Origin of the sequence: Sphingopyxis sp. GW247-27LB, from assembly GCF_002277025.1 — a bacterium.
Taxonomy (GTDB): domain Bacteria; phylum Pseudomonadota; class Alphaproteobacteria; order Sphingomonadales; family Sphingomonadaceae; genus Sphingopyxis.
On record NZ_NIWD01000011.1, the window covers coordinates 1 to 15,993 of the forward strand.

Annotated in this window: 19 protein-coding genes and 3 pseudogenes; 17 read left to right on the forward strand and 5 right to left on the reverse strand. The window is 62.8% G+C overall.

The genetic code is table 11. The features are described from left to right. Nucleotides 1–32: 32 nt before the first annotated feature. Nucleotides 33–1,212: pseudogene (locus CD928_RS15920) on the reverse strand (IS3 family transposase). Nucleotides 1,213–1,326: 114 nt separating this feature from the next. Between CD928_RS15920 and CD928_RS15925 the strand changes: the two are divergent. From CD928_RS15925 to CD928_RS15955, 8 genes and pseudogenes are all read left to right on the forward strand, one after another. After that, nucleotides 1,327–2,487 carry a TonB-dependent receptor gene (locus CD928_RS15925; protein WP_095388106.1) on the forward strand — a complete coding sequence of 387 codons (1,161 nt, stop codon included), beginning with the start codon at nt 1,327–1,329 and terminating at the stop codon, nt 2,485–2,487. Between the two features lie 200 nt (nt 2,488–2,687). Further along, entirely contained in the window at nt 2,688–3,545 is an 858-nt protein-coding gene (locus CD928_RS15930; protein ID WP_095388107.1) for a metal-dependent hydrolase, read from the forward strand. 8 nt (nt 3,546–3,553) lie between these two features. Continuing rightward, on the forward strand, nt 3,554–4,009 hold the full coding sequence (locus CD928_RS15935; RefSeq protein WP_255247209.1) for a DUF2147 domain-containing protein: 456 nt from the start codon (nt 3,554–3,556) through the stop codon (nt 4,007–4,009). Further along, on the forward strand, nt 3,991–4,767 hold the full coding sequence (locus CD928_RS15940; protein ID WP_095388108.1) for a LuxR family transcriptional regulator: 777 nt from the start codon (nt 3,991–3,993) through the stop codon (nt 4,765–4,767). The genes CD928_RS15935 and CD928_RS15940 overlap by 19 nt, the downstream gene beginning before the upstream one ends. A 54-nt stretch (nt 4,768–4,821) precedes the next feature. Beyond that, nucleotides 4,822–5,448 carry an acyl-homoserine-lactone synthase gene (locus tag CD928_RS15945; RefSeq protein ID WP_095388109.1) on the forward strand — a complete coding sequence of 209 codons (627 nt, stop codon included), beginning with the start codon at nt 4,822–4,824 and terminating at the stop codon, nt 5,446–5,448. After that, a complete protein-coding gene (locus tag CD928_RS15950) occupies nt 5,445–6,320 on the forward strand; it encodes a phytanoyl-CoA dioxygenase family protein (protein ID WP_095388110.1) in 876 nt (291 codons plus the stop codon). The genes CD928_RS15945 and CD928_RS15950 overlap by 4 nt, the downstream gene beginning before the upstream one ends. Continuing rightward, a pseudogene (locus CD928_RS24045) lies at nt 6,307–6,465 on the forward strand (DUF6499 domain-containing protein); the annotation flags it as partial. The gene CD928_RS15950 and the pseudogene CD928_RS24045, both read left to right, overlap by 14 nt. A gap of 13 nt (nt 6,466–6,478) precedes the next feature. After that, entirely contained in the window at nt 6,479–7,069 is a 591-nt protein-coding gene (locus tag CD928_RS15955) for a DUF2285 domain-containing protein (RefSeq protein ID WP_095388111.1), read from the forward strand. 17 nt (nt 7,070–7,086) lie between these two features. Here CD928_RS15955 and CD928_RS15960 read toward each other — a convergent pair whose 3' ends face one another. Next, on the reverse strand, nt 7,087–7,296 hold the full coding sequence (locus tag CD928_RS15960; protein ID WP_095388112.1) for a helix-turn-helix domain-containing protein: 210 nt from the start codon (nt 7,294–7,296) through the stop codon (nt 7,087–7,089). On the opposite strand from CD928_RS15960, the gene CD928_RS23860 reads away from it, so the two are divergent. From CD928_RS23860 to CD928_RS15990, 6 genes are all read left to right on the forward strand, one after another. Continuing rightward, a complete protein-coding gene (locus CD928_RS23860) occupies nt 7,233–7,655 on the forward strand; it encodes a hypothetical protein (protein ID WP_176473609.1) in 423 nt (140 codons plus the stop codon). The two genes, CD928_RS15960 and CD928_RS23860, sit on opposite strands and share 64 nt — an antisense overlap. 159 nt (nt 7,656–7,814) lie before the next feature. Then, nucleotides 7,815–8,045: a helix-turn-helix domain-containing protein gene (locus CD928_RS15970; protein ID WP_095388114.1), complete on the forward strand. Its 231-nt coding sequence runs from the start codon at nt 7,815–7,817 to the stop codon at nt 8,043–8,045. After that, nucleotides 8,038–8,565 (forward strand): S26 family signal peptidase, encoded by a 528-nt coding sequence (locus tag CD928_RS15975; protein WP_255247210.1) that lies wholly within the window; start codon nt 8,038–8,040, stop codon nt 8,563–8,565. Before CD928_RS15970 ends, CD928_RS15975 begins: the two co-directional genes overlap by 8 nt. Next, complete coding sequence (locus CD928_RS15980) at nt 8,553–9,131, forward strand: lytic transglycosylase domain-containing protein (RefSeq protein ID WP_095388116.1); 579 nt, start codon at nt 8,553–8,555, stop codon at nt 9,129–9,131. The genes CD928_RS15975 and CD928_RS15980 overlap by 13 nt, the downstream gene beginning before the upstream one ends. A 185-nt stretch (nt 9,132–9,316) precedes the next feature. Next, the gene (locus tag CD928_RS15985) at nt 9,317–9,829 is read left to right on the forward strand and encodes a hypothetical protein (RefSeq protein ID WP_141237172.1); all 513 of its coding nucleotides are present in this window, start codon (nt 9,317–9,319) and stop codon (nt 9,827–9,829) included. Beyond that, the gene (locus tag CD928_RS15990) at nt 9,826–10,251 is read left to right on the forward strand and encodes a thermonuclease family protein (protein ID WP_095388118.1); all 426 of its coding nucleotides are present in this window, start codon (nt 9,826–9,828) and stop codon (nt 10,249–10,251) included. The genes CD928_RS15985 and CD928_RS15990 overlap by 4 nt, the downstream gene beginning before the upstream one ends. A 159-nt stretch (nt 10,252–10,410) precedes the next feature. Here the strand turns inward: CD928_RS15990 and CD928_RS15995 are convergent, their stop codons facing one another. From CD928_RS15995 to CD928_RS23615, 3 genes are all read right to left on the reverse strand, one after another. Continuing rightward, nucleotides 10,411–11,340 carry an HNH endonuclease gene (locus CD928_RS15995; RefSeq protein ID WP_095388119.1) on the reverse strand — a complete coding sequence of 310 codons (930 nt, stop codon included), beginning with the start codon at nt 11,338–11,340 and terminating at the stop codon, nt 10,411–10,413. Next, a complete protein-coding gene (locus CD928_RS16000) occupies nt 11,337–12,656 on the reverse strand; it encodes an HNH endonuclease (protein WP_217983776.1) in 1,320 nt (439 codons plus the stop codon). The genes CD928_RS15995 and CD928_RS16000 overlap by 4 nt, the downstream gene beginning before the upstream one ends. Nucleotides 12,657–12,794: 138 nt before the next feature. Continuing rightward, nucleotides 12,795–13,481 carry a hypothetical protein gene (locus CD928_RS23615; protein ID WP_217983777.1) on the reverse strand — a complete coding sequence of 229 codons (687 nt, stop codon included), beginning with the start codon at nt 13,479–13,481 and terminating at the stop codon, nt 12,795–12,797. Here CD928_RS23615 and CD928_RS23620 point away from each other — a divergent pair, their 5' ends adjacent. From CD928_RS23620 to CD928_RS24050, 3 genes and pseudogenes are all read left to right on the forward strand, one after another. Next, complete coding sequence (locus CD928_RS23620) at nt 13,482–14,378, forward strand: AAA family ATPase (protein WP_217983778.1); 897 nt, start codon at nt 13,482–13,484, stop codon at nt 14,376–14,378. After that, entirely contained in the window at nt 14,375–15,025 is a 651-nt protein-coding gene (locus CD928_RS16010; RefSeq protein WP_095388122.1) for a 4Fe-4S single cluster domain-containing protein, read from the forward strand. The genes CD928_RS23620 and CD928_RS16010 overlap by 4 nt, the downstream gene beginning before the upstream one ends. 485 nt (nt 15,026–15,510) lie before the next feature. Beyond that, a pseudogene (locus CD928_RS24050) lies at nt 15,511–15,993 on the forward strand (protein kinase); the annotation flags it as partial.

The following is a 15,993-nucleotide window of genomic DNA, read 5'->3' on the forward strand; positions in this document are numbered from 1 at the left end:
TGACGTGACCCCCTAGTTTCCACCAGCCGGGATTAGAGCCCAGCAGCTTTGTTGCGCATGAGCGCGGTGTAAGCAATGGCCTGCGCAGCGGAGCCCGTAGGGCGTAGCTGCGCAGGCCATTGCTTATGCAGTTCGGCGGCGAACGCCGCCGGTGTCTCATATCCAAGGGCCGAGTGTGGCCGCGACTGGTTGTAATCCTCGGCCCAGGCCGCGATCACCGTGCGGGCATGATCGAGGTCGAGGAACAGCGTCTCGTTCAGAAGCTCATCACGCATCCGGCCATTGAAGCTCTCGACATAGCCGTTCTGCATCGGCTTGCCGGGTGCGATATAGTGCCACTCGACGCCGACTTCACCGCACCATGCGAGCACCGCGTTCGATGTCAGCTCGGTCCCATTGTCGCTGACGATCATCCCCGGCCTGCCGCGTTCCTCGATCAGATCGCTGAGCTCGCGCACGACCCGGCGCCCGGAGATCGACGTATCCGGCACCGCGCGCAGGCACTCCCGCGTCACGTCGTCGACGATGTTGAGCACCCGGAACCGCCGGCCTGACGCCATCTGATCATGCACGAAGTCGAGGCTCCAGCGCTGGTTCGGCAGCGCGAGCACCGGTGCGGGCGCCCGCGCACCGATCGCCCGGCGCCGGTTGCGTCGTCGTCGGACCATCAACCCTTCTTCCCGATACAGGCGCTGGGTCTTCTTCCTGTTGATCATTACGCCCTCCCGGCGCAGCAGGATATGCAGGCGTCGATAACCGAACCGGCGACGCTGCTGCGCCAGCTCGCGCAGCTTNGCAGCTTCTCCCGAACCTCGGTATCGTCACCCCGCTGCGACCGGTAGCGCATGCTCTTCCGATCGGCCCCTGTGACACGGCACGCCCGCCGCTCGCTCATCCCATGGCAAGCCTGGAGATGCGCGACCGCTTCCCGCTGAACGGCGGGCGTCACCATTTTTTTGTGAGAAGATCCTTCAACGCCGCATTGTCGAGCATCGAGTCCGCAAGCAGCCGCTTCAGCTTCGCGTTCTCATCCTCGAGCGAGCGTAGCCGCTTCGCCTCCGACACCTCCAGGCCGCCATACTTGGCCTTCCAGTTGTAAATCGTCGCTTCCGACACCCCGTGCCGCCGCGCCAGCTCGCCGGTCTTCGCGCCTGCCTCCGCTTCCTTCAGCACACCAATGATCTGCTCTTCCGAAAACCTCAAACGCTTCATCTGTCCGTCCTTCCTTCAAGGCCGGACTCTAATCACTGTTGGAGGAAAATCAGGGGGTCACGTCANGCCAGCTCGCCGGTCTTCGCGCCTGCCTCCGCTTCCTTCAGCACACCAATGATCTGCTCTTCCGAAAACCTCAAACGCTTCATCTGTCCGTCCTTCCTTCAAGGCCGGACTCTAATCACTGTTGGAGGAAAATCAGGGGGTCACGTCAGTGCGAATCCGCCGACGCCGGGCTTTGCGACGGGCCAACAATTGTTGGACGCGGGCCAGATCTCGCAGCAGGTGTTCGATGACACTGAATTCTATTGTTCGTTTGGCGTGTGTTTTCTCCCCGTCCTTGAACTGACGGCGGTAAATTACGGCCCAACGTTCAAACCAGAATTCGTGAACGCGTTCGAAATCGGCATGAAAAACACGATGATGGGCGGGCGACTCACGCTCAACGCCGGTGCCTTCTATTATGATTACAGCAATTACCAAGTGTCTCAAATTCGCGACCGAACCGCAGTCAATGAGAATTTCGACGCCAAGGTTTGGGGCGCGGAGTTTTCAGCGATTTTCGAGCCCGTCGACCGGCTGCGTTTTAACGCCAATGTGGGATATCTTAAGACGCGGATCGGTAAGGGCGCAAAGTCGATCGATCCGATGAATCGGACTCTTGGCAATCCCGATTACCAGGTTTTCAAACCCTGGGTCCAATTGCCCTCGAACTGCGTGGCGCCAACTCAAGTCGTAGAGAATTGGTATAAGAACTACGATTTTGCTCAATATGTGTGGAATGTGTGCGGAGGTTTGAACGGATTGCTCAACGGGCTTTTCGGACCGCAATTGAAAGATCCTGCGACGGGGCAACTCTATGATGTAGCGAACTATCCGGAGATCAACGGCGGCGCAGGCTTCTATACTGACCTCGGCGGCAAGGAGCTTCCCAACTCACCGCGCTGGACCGTTAATCTCGGCGCCGAATATACGATCCCGTTCGATGGCGATTGGAGCGCGACGGTGCGCGGTGATGGATACTGGCAGGCGAAGAGCTGGGCGCGGGTTTACAACCTGAACCCATACGACCGGCTGCGTGATTGGACGAACTTCAACATTTCGTTGCGCGTTGATGGTCCCGATGACCTGTCGATCGAAGCTTATGTGAAGAACGTCTTCAACTCGACGCCAATCACCGATGCCTTTCTGAATAGCGACGATAGCGGCCTGACCACCAACGTGTTCACGCTCGACCCGCGCATTATCGGGTTCAGCATCGCCAAGAAATTCTGATCCTCTCCGCCCACTCCACTGGGGGATAACCTCGGGCCGATGTCTGTTTGCTCCCGAGCAAACATCGGCCCGGTTTTTCGAAAGGACCAGTTCGCCACTTTCTCAGGCACTCCTCTCACTCCGGAGGGAAACTGGGCCGCCGTCCTGTCACCCCGGCACGGGCGGCGGCCTAATCTTCTAAAAGCTACAAGGAGACTATGATGGCCGACAGGACGCAAACGCCACCCGGTCACACGATCGAGAGGCGCAACTGGAAGTTCGGTCGCGGACAGACGGCGAAGCGTTGGTGGCATGGCGGTGATGCCGGTCGCACGGCCTTCTACAACGCGCTGTCATCCACCTTCCCGGTCGGCGAAAAATTCTTCATGTCGGCGGTGCGTCACTATCGCGACGAAGCACCCGAGGCTCTTCGCGAGCAGATCGACGATTTCATCTTTCAGGAATCGACCCACTCGCGCGAGCATGTCTTTTTCAATCGGCAGGCCCGCGACGCCGGCTATGACCTCACGTCGTCCGAGGACCGTGCAGCCCGGACGATTGCATGGGCGAAAAAGCGCCCGCCGCTGATGCAACTCGCCGGGACGTGCGCGCTTGAGCATTTCACCGCGACCCTCGCCAATGCGATCCTCGCGGACCCTGCACACCTTGCGGGAGCCGACGCCGAGGCGCAGCGCATGTGGCGCTGGCACGCTATCGAGGAGATCGAGCATAAGGCGGTCGCTTACGACACGTTGGTTCTCGCCATGCGAAGCCGGTCGCCGTTCCGGCGCTGGACGCTGCGGTCCTTCACCATGCTCGCGGCGGGCATCCGCTTTCATTATGTCGTGTTCCGCAACACCGCCGACCTGCTGCGGCAGGATGGCAAGAACAATCTGCGGACATGGGGGCGGCTGCTTTCATATCTCTATGGCAAGCCCGGCCTGATGCGCCTGCTGCTGCGCGACCTGTTCGCCTATTTCCGGCCGAACTTCCATCCGTGGCGGCACGACGACCGCGCCCTGGCGGCGCGCGCGCTCGCAACCCTTTCGCCGCCGCTCGTCGCCCCCATGCCGAAATGAGCGGCCCGATGCGAAGGACCATGATTTCAGGAACGACGATGCTCGCGGCGGTTGCGTTTGGCGTCGCGGGCATCGTCACCGCAGAGGCCGCTCCCGCCGGGGGGCAGAGCATCGCCGGTATCTGGGCGACCGGCAGCGAGGGGGGCCGCGTCCAGATATATAAATGTGGGGCGGCTCTCTGCGGTAAGATCGTCGACGCGACCCGCATCCGCGCCAATCCCGACCAGCGCGACGAACGCAACCCCGACCCCAAGCTGCGCGACCGCCGGTTGAAGGGGCTGGTCGTGTTGCAGGGCTTCGCGGGCGGCCCGCGCGAATGGAAGGGCGGGCCGGTATATGACCCGGAATCAGGAGACGGCGCGGCCAAGGGCTTTCTGACCTTACGTGCCGACGGCAAGTTGGAGGTGAAGGGTTGCAAGGCGGCAATCTTCTGCCGCACCAAAATATGGACGCGAGCGCGCTAAGCCTCGCTGCGGCTTTTCTGATCGAAATCCAGAGGGCGGACGACCTGCCCACGATCGAGAGCCTTCTCGCGGCCGTCGCGCATGAGTTGGGCTTTCGTCACTATGCGATGATCCATCACGACGATCATCGCAGCGGCTCGCCGGGCCTCATCAATATGAACAATTATGCGCCCGACTATGCCGCGGAATATTTCGGCGGCCTCTATCATCGCGACGATCCCGTCGTTCATGCCTGCATCGCGGCCAATGCCTGTTTTACGTGGTGCGAGATCGCTGACCTGATCGAACTTGGGCCGAGGCACCGCACCTTCCTCGAACGCGGAGAATATTATGGCGTCACCAACGGCATCACCGTCCCGGCTTTCGTTCTTGGCGAGCGCAGCGGGTCGTGCAACTTCTGTAGCCCGCGCAAGCCGGGGAGCGTCCGGCACCATCTCGATGCCGTTCATTCGATCGGCGGTTTCGCCTTTTCAAAGGCGCGCCGGATCGTGAACGGAGGGCGCTTGCGGCAAGTCCGCGTCGCGCGGCTTCGCCCGCGCTGGCGCGATTGCGTCGTCCTCGCCGGACAGGGCAAGAGCAATACCGACATCGCGACGATCCTTGGTCTGACTCCGGCCACCGTCAAAACCTATGTCGAACGGGCCTGCGCCAGTTACGAGGTCAGCAACCGCACCCAGCTTGTTCTTGCCGCCGTCCTCGACGGCGAGGTGGGAATCCACGAGATCGCCCCGCGTCAACATCGCTACCTAGCGACCTGATATTTTTGCGAGAAATTCGCTCCCTTGCGTGACCACACGCAAGGGAGCGAAACCATGATCCATATCGTCGAAGGGCTCGGCACGCCGGCCGACCAGCCATTGCTCGAATCCATGTTCGAGGACCGAAAGCGGCTGTTCATCGACCTGCTCGACTGGGATTTGACCGTCGTTGACGACCGGCTTGAGGTCGACCGCTTCGACGACGCCTATGCCACCTATATCATCGCCGCCGATCGCGCCGGCCGCCATCTGGCTTCGATGCGGCTGCTTCCCTCCACGCGGCCGCACCTGCTCGGCACCCTGTTCGAGCGGCTTTGCACGAACGGCGTTCCGGTCGGCCCGGACATTTTCGAGATCACCCGGCTTTGCCTGCCGCCCAACCTGCTGCGACCCGAACGGCTGCGGCTTCGCGACGGGCTTATCCGCGCGATGGTCGATCATGCGATTGATCGGGGCATCAACCGCTTTACCGGCGTCGTGACCGCGCGCTTCCGCGAACAGATCCTCGCGATGGGCTGGCACGGCGAGGCGCTGGGGCCGGGGCAGGATTTGGGCGGCGGCCGTCTCGGCGCCTTTGCCGTAACGATCGAGCCGACGACGCCCGCCCATCTCGAAGCGAACGGCCTCTATGAGCTCCCCGCTTTGTCGGCGGGGACGATCGCGGCGGGATCGGTGGCATGACCGGGCCTTTCTCTCCCGATAGCGCGCCCGTGCGGCTCGACCGCGACGGCTTTTGCGTCATCCGCAATCTGCTCCCGGCCACCCAGATAGACGCGCTGGATTCCTCGCTCGACTATGATTTCGCGGCGACGCCCTATTGCGTCGGCGACTTCTTCGGCGAGCGGACCAAGCGTTTCGGGCGCTTGCTCACCCGCGCCCCGGCAACCCGCGCGCTGGTTATGCACGACGCGATCCTGGCGCTTGCCGAAAGCATCCTGTCGCCGAACTGCGACCGGATCGCCCTCAATCTCACCCAGGCAGTCGAGATTCACCCCGACGCGCTCGCCCAATATCCACACCGCGACCATGACCTATGGCCGGCGATCAAGGGCGGCCATCAATTTCAGGTCAACATCATGTGGCCGCTCTCGCCGTTCACGGTGGAAAACGGCGCAACGCGGCTATGGCCGGGCAGCCACCGGCTCGGCTATGACGGCAACGCGAGCGACGACGCGGCCGTTGCCGCGACCTGCGAACCCGGCGACGCACTGATCTGGCTCGGTGGCACGCTGCACGGCGCGGGAGCCAATGTCAGCGACGCCCCGCGGCGCGGGATCATCGTCAGCTATTGCCTCGGCTGGCTCAAACCCTTCGAGCTGCAATGGCTGGTCTATCCGCCCGAGGTGGCGCGGCACTTCGACCCCGATCTTGCGGCGCTGGTCGGCTACGCACAGCATCGCCCCAATCTCGGCAACGTCGAAGGGCGCTGCCCGTCCTATCTGCTCGCGGGCGACAGGCCCGATCATGTCGCGGCCGTCGATGCGTTGCGGCCCGATCAGGCCGACGCCCTTCGCGCTCATGTCCACGCGCAGCGCGGCCATGCCGGCGATTGAAACCCGCGCCGTGCTGCCGCCCGGTAGCTGGCGCGACCAGCGCCCTTATGCGGCGCTCGCCGCGACGGGCGCGCGCGGTCTCGCGTGGGAATTGCTGCGCCGCGATCCCGACTATCCCGGCGAGGACGATCCGGTTGGCGGCGCGCTAATCGCCGCCGATGGCGCGTTCGTCGCGCGCTGGGGGCTTCACTTTCGCCGAAGCGCCGGGCCGCTCTGCGTCCGCCGCACGGTTGCTATGGTCCGCCGCCTTCGATCCATCGGTGTTGCTCGCTCATGCGGGCGGCGGGTCGGTCCGCGATGCCCCTGCGCCGGTGACCGTTCCGTGGCTTGCAGTCGGCGGAGGTGGACGGCTTCACGCCGTCATCGGCGGCGCGCATCACGGCGTCCGCGTTGATATTATCGGTCACGTTCGTACGCCGCCGTTAGAACGGCTGATATTTCCTTTCACCGTCACGATTGCACCGAGGCAACTCGCTGAGTTCCGGCGCCTAGTCGCGCTCGCGCGGGGCCATCCGCTTATGGCGCGCGCCGACACGCGGCGTCTCAACCGCTTCGTTCTGGCGCTGCGCGTCATCGACGCGTTGGGCGAAGGTGCATCGTTGCGGACCGTCGGCGAAGCGTTCGTTCGCGCGGGTGATTGGCCAGGCGCCGGCGAGTCTACAAAATCGCGTGCCCGACGCCTTGTTTCAACAGCGCGAGCGCTATGGATCGACGGCCCGCGATCGATATTGGCGCATTTATCCTTATGAATGGCATGATGGCCGGGTCAGCCAGCCTTCAGAAGATCAGCCGCTGAAAGGCCCAGCGCTTTAGCCACCTGATCGACGACATCGATTGTGGCGGAATATCTACATCGCTCAAGTGAACTGACATAGGTACGGTCAATGCCGGCCCGATGAGCAAGTTCCTCCTGTGACCACCCTTTTGCGGCACGAGCCTTCTTCAAATTTCGAGCAAGAACGCCGCGTATCGACATGGTCGACAACTCTCGCGCTTGCTGAGTATTTAACCACGGAGTATACTCTGAAATTTACGGCGATAACTTCGCATTCGGTGGAACAGGAAAGTGGCGTGGCAGCAGATCAATCATATATTTCGCGAGCTGGGGTGGTCGAAAAAGCGCCGCGAGACGCGATGTTGACCAACTATGACCGCGCGCATGTGTTGACATACGCCCGCCTGCTGGATGCTGAGCGCGATGGATATGACTGGACGGAGGCTGCGGTCGAAATCCTCGACCTTGATGTTGTGGCAAACCGAACTCTCGCCGAGGCGTGCTGGCGCTCCCATCTTGATCGTGCTCATTGGTTTGTCGATGGCGGTTTCGCCACTTAGGCGCCGATCTTCGCGCGATTGAAGCAGCCCGACAGGAAGCGGCCCGATCATTCCGGCAGTGTCGGTTTTCGCCGACCCCGATTTCGACACGTTCGCTGGCGTCACCTGTTCGCCATTCTCCGCCTTTCGCCATCACAGCGCGAAGGAGCGAGAGGCAGCATGGAGGATGACGACAGCATCGAGCGCGCGCGGGAGGCCAAGCGGGGCTCGCCGTTTTTGAGTCCCAAGCAGGCCGCCCATTATCTCGGCGTCTCGCTGCGGACCTTGCAGGTGCATCGCACCCGCGGCACCGGGCCGCGCTTCCGCCGCCATTGCCGGCGTATCCGCTACCATATCGACGACCTCGATAGCTGGTCGGTCGGGCAGCATGGAGCGCCGGGCGATGACTGATCCCGCACTGGCCAAGCGGCGGCTCGGCCGATGGGCGGTCGGCTGCGGCGGTCTCGCGCTCGCGCTCGCGGGAACGCTGCTCGCGCCGCCGCGCCCGCGCCTCCTATGGAACGCCAGCGCCAGCGCGCCGGTCGGTCTCTATGCGGTCGGGGACGGCGCGGCGCCCGTGCGCGGCGACATGGTGATCGCGCGCGTTCCGGCCGAGTTTCGCATGTTCGCCGCGCGCCGCCGCTATCTTCCCGCGAACGTGCCGCTGGTGAAGCGTGTTGCCGCGATGGCAGGCGACGAGGTTTGCGCCGCTGGCGCGCGCGTGACGGTCAACGGACATATCGTCGCCCGCCGTCTCGATCGCGACGGCGCGGGGCGGCCTATGCCGTGGTGGTCAGGGTGCGCCGAGTTAGCGGCGGACGAGTATTTCCTGTTGATGACCGATAGCGCCGCGTCCTTCGACGGACGCTATTTCGGCATTACCGAGGCGGGCGATATTGTCGGCAAGGCGCGGCTGATATGGCGCCGGTGAAGATCGCGCTTGCCGCCCTGGCGCTGCTCGCGGCAACGCCCACCAAGGCCGAAACCGTCGATCGCTGGCGACCCTATGTCGAAGAAGCATCGGCGCGCTACGGCGTGCCGGTCGAATGGATTGAGCGCGTGATGCGCGCCGAGAGCGGCGGGCGCACGGCGCTCGACGGCCGCCCGATCGTCAGCCGCGCGGGCGCAATGGGCCTCATGCAACTCATGCCGGGAACATGGGCTGATATGCGCGCGCGGCTCGGCTTGGGGAACGACCCGCACGCGCCCCGCGATAACATCATGGCGGGAACCTACTATCTGCGGCTCATGTATGCTCGCTTCGGCTATCCGGGCCTCTTCGGTGCCTACAACGCGGGGCCGGGGCGCTATTCGGCCTATCTTGCGGGGCGGTCGGGCCTGCCCCGAGAGACGCGCGCCTATATGGCGAGTGTCGCGGGCCGGCACGGATCATCTGTTGCTGCGCCGTCCGCCGCCCTGTTCGCGGCCCGATCGCGGCCAATCGCGCAGGTGGAGGCGCGCGAAGCGCCGCCGCCCATCTTTTTCATTCGCCGCTAAGCCGTGATAATCCGCGCCCGCTTGGGAAGCGGAAGCGGTCTGATCGCGCGCGGCAATGCCGGACAAGATTTCCCGTGGCTTTCATCCAGGATGGCACCGTCTGACTATTGACGGAACAATAAGAACTTTCAGCCTATCGGCTGGCACACAATTTCGCGACGTTGCGATTCGAGGGGGACTGAATAATGAAAATCGCCATTTCTATCGGCGCGACCATTGCCTTTGCTACTGCGCCAGCCATCGCCCAGCCTGTGGGCGAGGCGCCCGCCGCGATCCAGCCCGCGCCGCGCACGATCACCTTGCCGGTCAACACGTTGGTCCAGGTTACGCCAGCCAATGAAATCACCTCCAAGGAGATGAAAGAAGGAACCAAGCGCGAATTTCTCGTCGTCAATGATGTCGAATATCAAGGCGTCGTCGTCATTCCTCGCGGTTCGCCGGTCGAGGCTCAGGTGACATGGCGGACTGGCAAGGGAATCGTTGGGAAATCAGCGAAGTTCGAACTGTCCTTCGATTGGGTTCGCGTCCATCAGGCCAATTACAAGCTGCGCGGAATGCACCGGCAGGAAGGTCGCGGCAACACCGCGGGCGCACTGCTTGGGGCTGCGGTCATTACCGGTAAATCGGCAACCATGGTTCCGGGCCAGATCGTCAACGTCTTCACCGCCGAACCAATCATGACCACAAAATATCAATGATCGCACTGCTTTTCGCCTCGATCGTTCCCGCCGGCCAATCCTTCAACTGCACCCCGACAGCGGTGTGGGATGGCGATGGTCCGATCTGGTGCGCCGAAGGGCCGCGCATCAGGCTGTCGGGGATCGCCGCCCGTGAAATGGACGGCTCGTGCAGTCCCGGCCATCCCTGTCCTGCTGCCGACGCTGTCGCCGCGCGCGATCATCTGGTGACGCTCGTGGGAACCCGGCAAGGCGTTTTGGGGACGGGTCATATTAAAGTGAACGGGCCGACGATGCGCTGCCGCTCTGCCGGCGGAGCGGGGGGCAATCGTACCGCGGCCTTCTGCGTGTCGCCCAAATCGGGGGATCTGTCCTGCGCTATGGTTCGTGATGGCTATGCCGCGCGCTGGGATCGTTATTGGCAAGGACATCGGTGCGAATGAGCGCCCGCGCCAAGGATTGGGCGCTCGGACTGATCGCGATCAGTTTCATAATCTGGTTGCTTGGCAACATCGCCTATGCCGTGTGGATTCGAATCTTCGCCTGAAATTGGCAATGGTCATTGACCGACTATGCTCATCCATTGCGGCCAAGCTGGGCTGTCAGTTTGCTGCTTGATAAAGTTCGAAACGTGCCGCCAGCCTGTCCCGGTCGGGCCGGTCAACGAGCCTATCGGGCATGAGCAAGGTCTTGCCGCGCATCGCCTTGATACCTTGCTCGAGCATCGGACCATCATTCATCGTCAGTAGCTGCTCGGATATATGGATGCGATAATCGGCATCGATGCCAATCAGATTGGCGTCGAAGGCCGCGTGATGGACCTTAGACAGCGGTAGACCGTTGCAGACTATCGGTTGGCCGAACTGCTCATCGCGATCGGCCACGATATGCGCCGCATCGAGCAGTCGGCGTTCGGGCAGGCGTGAGATCGCACAGCGCCCATCATAGGCAGTGAGAACGGCTTCGCGGAAGGTCGCTTGGTGCAACCGCTGACTGACCAGGCGGAGGGCATAGCGGCGCTCAGGCTCAGGCGGCAACGCAGCGATGGAGGTGGCGAGCGGCATACCGAAGCTCAGCTTCGCAGCCAGTTCGCTTGCCGACCAGCCGACGACAAAGGTCGGGTAGATTGCGGTATAACGCCTCGGGGCAATGCCAAGAAAATAGATGATTGGAATCTGCGACTGCATCGCTTCGCGGAGCCAGCGATTATCCGCCGCTTCAGGGTCACTTCCCATGAAAGCATAGTCGATTTGTTCCTCGCCGCGGTGAATTTGCTCGTGGACGCGGCGCTGGTCATCATACCACACGCGCGCGCCGGTCCGCGGAAAGACCGTCCTGATGCTGAGAAGATAGGGCATGACGCGCGGCTTAAAGATGCCGCGCTGGGGGTTTACGAGCGGAATGCGCTCGCCCTGGAATAGAAACCCGCCCGCAAGATCGTCCGAGGTCAATGGACGCCCTGCCGCGAGCCGATCGAGATGGGCCACCGCAGCGGCGCGCATCGCGGCGTCAAGAGACTTGGCGCCGCTCATCCCAGATACCGGTTCTCGCGATGCCAGCACAGCGCGTCGGCAGCGGGCTTAGCATAGCCCGGTAGCGGCGACCGAAGGCGTTGGCCGTGGAGATCATAATAATGCCGGCCGTTGTCGAAATCGGCTTTGAGCCGATGACTGACCTCGAAGCGGTGATCGTTCGATACCGTCACATAGCCAAGGTCAAACAGTCGGTGGATGTCGGTGCGCAACAAGAGGCCGTTGGCGGCGTCATGATCGCCGCCTTCGCCATAGCTCCGGATGTGAGCGGCGTCGAGGATCGGCAAGGTCTTCTCGCCCGACACCGCGCAACGCCGCTCATAGGCATCGGTGACAGCCAAGCGGAACGCTCCTTGCCCAAGGCGTGGCCGCACAATCTGCGGCGTGCCGAAGCGTGAACGCGGCTGCGCTGCATCGCTACGAGCAATGTCGGTGCGATCCATAACTGCATCCCAGAGATAGCGCCCCTCGGCATCACCGCTGCCGTAGCGTTTTCCGGTCACGATATTGCGTGCAAAGCTTTGCGGGACGGGTAACCACTTCTCGCGCGGCCAGAAAAAAGGCCGGGTGAGTATGCGGCATCCGACCGTCGGATCGACACGCGGATCGAGCACGTCCTCATCGCGCCGGTAATGTGCGATCCGCTGACGCATCGCAGCGAGTGACGGTACGCCATTCTTAACGTCAAAGGCTTCCCAAGCGAGCGACAGCGGCACGTTTGAGGCATGGCTGAAAACGCCGCCGCCAACGATAAAATCGTCCGGCGCATGCAGCTTGAACAGGAAGAGCTCGCCGATCGAGACGGCGCGAAAGTTGCGGCCGCCGCTCGGTTGCCAAAAATTTACCTCATCGGGCTGCATTTGCGATAGCAGCTCGAACCAGCGCCGGTCGGTTATGGCGATGAACATATTGACCATGGACTGAGATTGCCGGTCTTCGCTGCTGATGCAAGCTGCGACTTGGTGAGTTCGCGCGATTATTGGGCCAAAAGCGCCATGCCATTCGTCATGCTCGGCAATCAAAGTCGAGAAGCAGAAATTCCAGCCGCGCTGGGTGCGCGGGCAAGAGAATATTTGCGATTTGGGGGCATGAACGAGCAGTTGCTGTCCGCATTGGTGCGAATTCTTCGGTTCGCTTGACTGGTCGGGCGGGCTTTTGAACGGTATTGAAGAGGCGCGCGCAAGGAGCCGATTGGTTGAGCGGCGCGCGGGGGAGTTGAAATGGACGATATACGGCCGCGCTGGGTGCGCGATTTTTCCCGCTTCCTTCCGCTCAAAAGCCAGTTTGTTCTCACCGGAAATGTTCGCGATCTCCACATCCGCCGCGTCGGCGATACTTTCACGGCCGCACCGCTAAGCGACGTCCTTGCCGAAACGCTGCACGCCGCCGGTTATAGCGATGTCATCCGCTATGATCCCGTTGTCGGCTTCGAGCTTTTGCCGCATCCGGATGGTTCACCCGGTGACCCAGGCCTGTTTGCGGGTCTCGGCCTCACGGCGGTCGATGGGCGCGCCGTCGCGGGCCCCGACCTGCTTGCGCAGACGATCGATCGCATCACGGCGCGCGATGGCGCGCCCATTGCGCTTGTCATCGATTTCGCGTCGCGGCTGATCGTTCGCAGCGATGCGCTGCTCCCCGCCGAACAGCAGCTCTTCACACGCGCGCTTGTCGCTAGCCAAGCGGCAACCGCCCGTCCCGTCGGGCCAGATCGCGCACCGCGATTCAACACGATCATCTGGGTCGTCGAGAAAGAAGGCGATCTTCCCGATTGGCTGCTCATCGACAATCCGCGGCTGCGCCACATTCCCCTCGCGCCGCCCGATCGCATGGCACGGGGCGCCATAGCGCGCTCGCTCGTCCGTGGCCTGCCTGGCGCCAATGGCGAATTTGTTGAGGAACTCGCGACCGCTGCCGACGCCCTCGTTGACGCGACTGAAGGCCTGCTGCTTGTCGATCTGAATGCGATCACGCAGCTCGCGCGGGCGGAAGCGGTCGATATCGCCGACATCGGCGAAGCTGTCCGTCGCTACAAGGTCGGGGTGACCGAGGATGCGTGGCGCAAAATTGAGCAAGGCCGCATCCGCGACGGCGCTGCAACTATCGCTAAGCGCGTTAAAGGACAAACACACGCCGCGGTCCATATGCTTGACATTATCAAGCGGGCCGCAACTGGCGTCGGCTCGTCGAAGCGTGGAGGACGCCCGCGCGGCATCGCCTTTCTCGCCGGGCCGACCGGGGTTGGGAAGACCGAGCTCGCCAAGACCGTGACCGAATTGCTGTTTGGCGATGAGAGCGCCTATATCCGCTTCGACATGTCCGAGTTCAGCGCCGAACATGCCGATCAGCGGTTGATTGGCGCGCCGCCGGGCTATGTCGGCTATGATGTGGGCGGCGAGCTCACCAACGCCGTGCGCGAGCGGCCGTTCAGCGTTGTCCTGTTCGACGAGATCGAAAAGGCGCATCCGCGCATCCTCGACAAATTTCTCCAAATTCTCGACGATGGCGTGCTTACCTCAGGGCGCGGCGACCGGGTCTATTTTTCCGAAGCACTGATCATCTTCACCTCGAACCTGGGCATTTATGCGACCGGTCCCGATGGCAGCCGCAGCGCGGTGGTCACGCCCGACCAGCCGTTTGAGGAGGTGCATCGGCGTGTGCGCGGCGAAATCGAGAATCACTTCAAGCTCGTCCTCAATCGTCCCGAAATCCTCAACCGCTTCGGAGAGAATATCATCGTCTTCGACTTCATCCGCGCCGAGGTCGCTGCCGAAATCTTCGAAGCGATGGTCGATGCCGTGCTGAGCGATACAAAGAGTGCAGGCTATGATGTGCGAATGAGCGAGGCGGTGCGCGGTGAGCTGCGTATGCTCTGCATCGCCGATCTGGCAAACGGCGGCCGCGGTATCCGCAACAAGATCGAAGCGCATCTCGTAAACCCGCTTGCGCGCGCGCTGTTCGATACGCCACCGGTCGGACCGGTCGCGATCGCAAGCCTTGAAGCGGGCGCGGTGACCAAACTGATACTGGAGCCGGCATGACCGGCATTGCGCTATCGCGGCTTCATTTCCCGGTGACGACGCTTGGTCCCGGGCAACGCGTGGGACTCTGGTTCCAGGGCTGTTCGATCCAATGTCCGGGCTGCATATCCGCCGACACCTGGGATCCGAACGCAGGACATGTCGCTTTTGGTGCGGTAGCCGATGCGCTTATACGCCTCGAGCCCGGCGCCGATGGGCTCACGGTGTCGGGAGGTGAGCCGTTCGACCAACCCGAAGCGCTCGCGGAGATTCTCAGCATATGGCGGGCATATTCGTCGCGTTCGATCTTCCTGTTCACAGGCTATGACTATGCACAAATTTCACCCTGGCTCTTGGCGCATCCGGGACTCGTCGATGCGGTGATGACCGGGCCATTCCGCTCAGACCTCTCGCAGACGCGCGCCTTGCGCGGCAGTGACAATCAGGCGCTCCATATTCTCACCGAGGCAGGCGCTGAATTCCTTGCCTATGAACGACCGGCCGATGCCACCGATCGCCGGCTCGACGTCATGTTCGACGATGAAGGGCACGCCTGGTTTGCGGGGATTCCAGCGCGCGGCGATCTTGCCCGCCTGCGCCGTGCGCTCAGCGCAGCGGGGCATGTCGCCGAAACGTCCGATCGCATGCCACGCGGGGAAGCCGCATGATCCGCTTCTGCCCCAATTGCAAAACCGAGCGCCCATCGCACGAGTCCTTCTGCACCGGATTTGTCGATGATGCGCCGTGTGGCTGGATGCTGACGGGCGAGCCGCTGCGCCCCGAAGGCTGGCGTCCGCCCGTTGCCCCGGCAGCGCCGCTGCCGGCGACACGGCAATGCGCCAACGGTCATCTCGCCGAACCTGGCGATCTGCTGTGCGGCATCTGCGGTGAGGATATCGCCGACGCGCCTCGCCCGGCCGCTGCGGACGACACCGAAGCCGACGGCGCCGACGGCGAAACCCCAACCGCGATCGACGGTTGGCCGCTTCTCGAGCGATTGCCGACTACCGATGCGATCGAACAATGGTTCGCGACGCAACGGGCGGAGGATGGCCGCGCGGCGCTTCTCATTCTGTACGACGAAGCGAGCGAACCCGACCCCGACGTCTATGATGCGCTTCGCCAGATCGATCGCCGCCATGTCCCCGAGATCATGGCGACCGGGCGCTGGAGCGGCCACGCTTATGAGGTTCGTGAGGATCTGCTCGGCGGCACGCTCGCCGAAATCGGACTGTTGCCCGATGATCGAGCGACGTTGCGGAACATTGTCGAGGAGCTAGGCAGCGCTCTGCAGGCTCTCGCTGAATGCGGGCTCCGACACCGCGACCTGCATCCCGGTGCCATTCTCGTGCGTGCGCGCGAGCCGCTCGATCTCGTCATCACAGGTTTCGGATCGGCGCGGCTATCGGATTACGACCTCGATATTGTCTCGCCGCTCGAGATCACCCGCTACACCGCGCCCGAAGCCGTCGCAGGCGGCGTCGCCGCCGCCAGCGACTGGTGGAGCCTGGGAATGATCCTGCTTGAGCAAATCACGCGAGGGGACTGCTTCGCTGGCGCCGATGATCAGACTTTCCTGATCAACATCCTCACCAATGGCGCCCCGATTCCTGCCGATCTCGCACCCGACATCGAA

Excerpts from the sequence above, each read along its gene's own strand:
- CD928_RS23615 (WP_217983777.1), bottom strand. The coding sequence starts at position 13,481 with ATGGACCGCGGCGTGTGTTTGTCCTTTAACGCGCTTAGCGATAGTTGC.
- CD928_RS15940 (WP_095388108.1), top strand. The coding sequence starts at position 3,991 with ATGGACGCGAGCGCGCTAAGCCTCGCTGCGGCTTTTCTGATCGAAATC.
- CD928_RS15995 (WP_095388119.1), bottom strand. The coding sequence starts at position 11,340 with ATGAGCGGCGCCAAGTCTCTTGACGCCGCGATGCGCGCCGCTGCGGTG.
- CD928_RS15930 (WP_095388107.1), top strand. The coding sequence starts at position 2,688 with ATGGCCGACAGGACGCAAACGCCACCCGGTCACACGATCGAGAGGCGC.
- CD928_RS15980 (WP_095388116.1), top strand. The coding sequence starts at position 8,553 with ATGGCGCCGGTGAAGATCGCGCTTGCCGCCCTGGCGCTGCTCGCGGCA.
- CD928_RS15970 (WP_095388114.1), top strand. The coding sequence starts at position 7,815 with ATGGAGGATGACGACAGCATCGAGCGCGCGCGGGAGGCCAAGCGGGGC.
- CD928_RS15985 (WP_141237172.1), top strand. The coding sequence starts at position 9,317 with ATGAAAATCGCCATTTCTATCGGCGCGACCATTGCCTTTGCTACTGCG.
- CD928_RS15960 (WP_095388112.1), bottom strand. The coding sequence starts at position 7,296 with ATGTCGATACGCGGCGTTCTTGCTCGAAATTTGAAGAAGGCTCGTGCC.
- CD928_RS23620 (WP_217983778.1), top strand. The coding sequence starts at position 13,482 with ATGCTTGACATTATCAAGCGGGCCGCAACTGGCGTCGGCTCGTCGAAG.
- CD928_RS16010 (WP_095388122.1), top strand. The coding sequence starts at position 14,375 with ATGACCGGCATTGCGCTATCGCGGCTTCATTTCCCGGTGACGACGCTT.
- CD928_RS15990 (WP_095388118.1), top strand. The coding sequence starts at position 9,826 with ATGATCGCACTGCTTTTCGCCTCGATCGTTCCCGCCGGCCAATCCTTC.
- CD928_RS15975 (WP_255247210.1), top strand. The coding sequence starts at position 8,038 with ATGACTGATCCCGCACTGGCCAAGCGGCGGCTCGGCCGATGGGCGGTC.
- CD928_RS15945 (WP_095388109.1), top strand. The coding sequence starts at position 4,822 with ATGATCCATATCGTCGAAGGGCTCGGCACGCCGGCCGACCAGCCATTG.
- CD928_RS15950 (WP_095388110.1), top strand. The coding sequence starts at position 5,445 with ATGACCGGGCCTTTCTCTCCCGATAGCGCGCCCGTGCGGCTCGACCGC.
- CD928_RS15955 (WP_095388111.1), top strand. The coding sequence starts at position 6,479 with ATGGCGCGTTCGTCGCGCGCTGGGGGCTTCACTTTCGCCGAAGCGCCG.
- CD928_RS15925 (WP_095388106.1), top strand. The coding sequence starts at position 1,327 with ATGATCTGCTCTTCCGAAAACCTCAAACGCTTCATCTGTCCGTCCTTC.
- CD928_RS15935 (WP_255247209.1), top strand. The coding sequence starts at position 3,554 with ATGCGAAGGACCATGATTTCAGGAACGACGATGCTCGCGGCGGTTGCG.